2 protein-coding genes are annotated in these 2,536 nt (G+C 57.5%); both read right to left on the bottom strand.

What is annotated here, in order from left to right; translation table 11 throughout:
- Nucleotides 1-108: 108 nt before the first annotated feature.
- Nucleotides 109-1,431 (bottom strand): ESPR-type extended signal peptide-containing protein, encoded by a 1,323-nt coding sequence (locus ACRXB1_RS34435; protein WP_449494584.1) that lies wholly within the window; start codon nt 1,429-1,431, stop codon nt 109-111.
- Between the two features lie 744 nt (nt 1,432-2,175).
- A partial coding sequence (locus ACRXB1_RS34440; RefSeq protein ID WP_449494585.1) for an MlrC C-terminal domain-containing protein occupies nt 2,176-2,536 on the bottom strand: 361 nt, incomplete at its 5' end.

The raw sequence follows: 2,536 nt of genomic DNA on the forward strand, positions 1-2,536 counted from the left end.
TGGATTTGAACTTCCGCGTCGGGGCTCGCAAGCTCATGCTGGCTCACGACGAAATCGGGCCCAATGGGCAGGTGGGCACTCATGACCCGAACGCGCTCGGCCCATCCATTATTGGTCATCGGCGGACAGGACGCCCGACATCGTCAGGGCGTTGGTTCCCTGGACCGTCAGGCCGCCCGCTTGCAAGGTCGCATCGTTCGCGACGTTCAGGCCGCCCGAGTTCGCCTGGATCGTGCCCCCCGCCGACGTAAGCGCGCCGCTGCCGAACGACGCGTTGTCGTTGAATCCGGCGACGCCGCCGGCAAGCGTCGTGTCGGCCAGACCGCCCAAAGGGCCGTTCAATGTCCACGTGCCGCTATTGACCTTCAAATGCTGGAAGTCGATATACGTCCCGCTTGCAACCGTCCCCGTCCCAGTGGTTCCCGCGCCTGTACCCGTGGCCGTGTTCTGGAGCACGAGTGTGTTGTTGCCGCCGAGACCGCCATCGACCACGCCGGTCGCGGCGAAACCAACGTTGATGCCCACTACGCCGAGTGAAAGTCCCAAGCCTCCGGACGCGTTGACCGACGAACCGGTCACGGCAGTGAAGGTGTTTGTGCTGCCTGCGCCCATCGAGACGCTGCCATTGATCGTCCCTGCATTGACGAAGGTGTTTCCCGTGCCCGGCGTGCCGGAAGCCTGCAAGCCGACGCGGCCTGTGATGAGTCCGGTACTTGTATTGACCACGTTGGTCTGGCCGCCACCAAAGACCGCGACCACTGGCGCATCCGATGGCAGCACGGCCGCATCGAGCAATGTCGATGCTCCGATGGTGCCCGAGTTACTGATATTGGTAACGCCGCCCGTGGTGTTCTGCACAGCGAGCGCCATGCCATTGAGGGTGGGCAGCGATACGTTGATCGATCCGCCCGTGCCGTTCATGTTGCCGCTATTGGTTACGTTGATCGTGCTCGCCGCACCGCCGTTTCCAATGACCGTGCCGCTCGACAGCACACCGATCAGGCCAAGCAAGCTCGGGTCGATAGTCCCCGCGTTATTGAGCGTCACATTGCTTCCGGTGAGGCTCATCGCCGTTCCGCCGACGCCAAGCAGCACGCCGGCCGACGCCCCTGGCAACATGTTGACCGTCAAGTTGTTCGCTGAATTGGCATACGAAATATTGGCAGCGCCAGTGCAGTTCACTGTCGCGCCTGTCGCTGTGCACGCGGCCCATGCTGCAGGATTGTCGCCAAGAAACAGGGCCGCTGTGGCCAATGCCATGACCATCGGCTTGGGAAAGCCGATACCTCTGATCTCGCCGGCCAGATTGCCTGAACCGCTTACCGATACATCTCGTGCGGAGGGTCCTTTGCAATTGCTTTTCGCCAATTCTGACGTAACGACATAAGCACCCTGGGACTTGCTCCAGACCACGCGATACACCTTGCTCATTGTTGCCTCGCTCTATTAGTTAGAGTGGATGACGCTTTGCAGATGCAGCGCCGATCGAATCCGCAAAAAACGCAGACGACACAAAGCCGCGCATTGAATACGCCGGTTTAAAGAAAAGATGTGCCCGGTTTTTATATGGACGTGTTTATCCGCGCCGCTCATTGGCGACAGCTTCAGGCCCGGTATCGTTTTATTTTCCGGCGCTAAACGCGAATTGCTCCGCGAGCGCGCAGCATCAAGCCCGCCATACGCATCTTCGCGCGATAGACGTGACTGGCCGTACGCTTACAACAGCGATTAAATGTGACATGGCGTGAAACCCTCGGTTCTCTCTCGTTCTCATATTTGGCTTTTTCAGCCTTTGTCTGGAGAATGACAAGCTTTACAAGATATTTCAACAAATATTTGTTATCGCTTGAACCGAGTATTTCGCCGCGTGAAGAGGGTCGAGCCGTAAACGGCTGATCGAAAAGGGTAAACCAGTTATTTGATTCAAACGAAGACAATTGAAAGAAGCGGATGGCAGAACGAGAACCCAGCTCAAGCAGTTAATTGAACATCGCGGCCGCGGAGTGCCAGTCATTTTTCTTGTTTGCTGCACCACAATTAAGGAAAAAACTAGTTGGCCGGAGCGGTGATTAATCCGTTCCGGCCGCAGAGTAAAGATCGGGAATATGGAATCTCGTTTCAAAAATGCCGCACTTTCTTTCGGGAATACGCACGGCATTTGTCTTGGTTAATTGCCTACCAGCTCACATCAGCGTCCAACGGATAAACCGGCCGCTGCACATTACCGAAATCAAACAAACTGAAATCCGAACTGGTCACGCCCCGGCTGTCGCATTCGACCAGACCCTTTGCTATCGGCACGAACACCGGACGGCAATACATCCGCGATTTAAGAATCAAGAAAGTGGCACGCCGTGGATCGATACCCACGCTTTCAAACACGCCGAGGTCCCACGGTTCGTGCGTGCGCTCGGTCAGGACGATCTTCGCGAGGCCGAGATCGAGCACCGCCGCCCGGCCCATATACGCGCGTTGTCCCGTGTAGGTCGGTCCGCTGATCACATACTCGCCATCGGTGAGCGCGCGCACGACGCCA

This window comes from Caballeronia sp. M23-90, from assembly GCF_053574605.1.

Bases quoted from the DNA above. Each gene is read 5' to 3' on its own strand.
- ACRXB1_RS34435 (WP_449494584.1), bottom strand. From the start codon at position 1,431: ATGAGCAAGGTGTATCGCGTGGTCTGGAGCAAGTCCCAGGGTGCTTAT.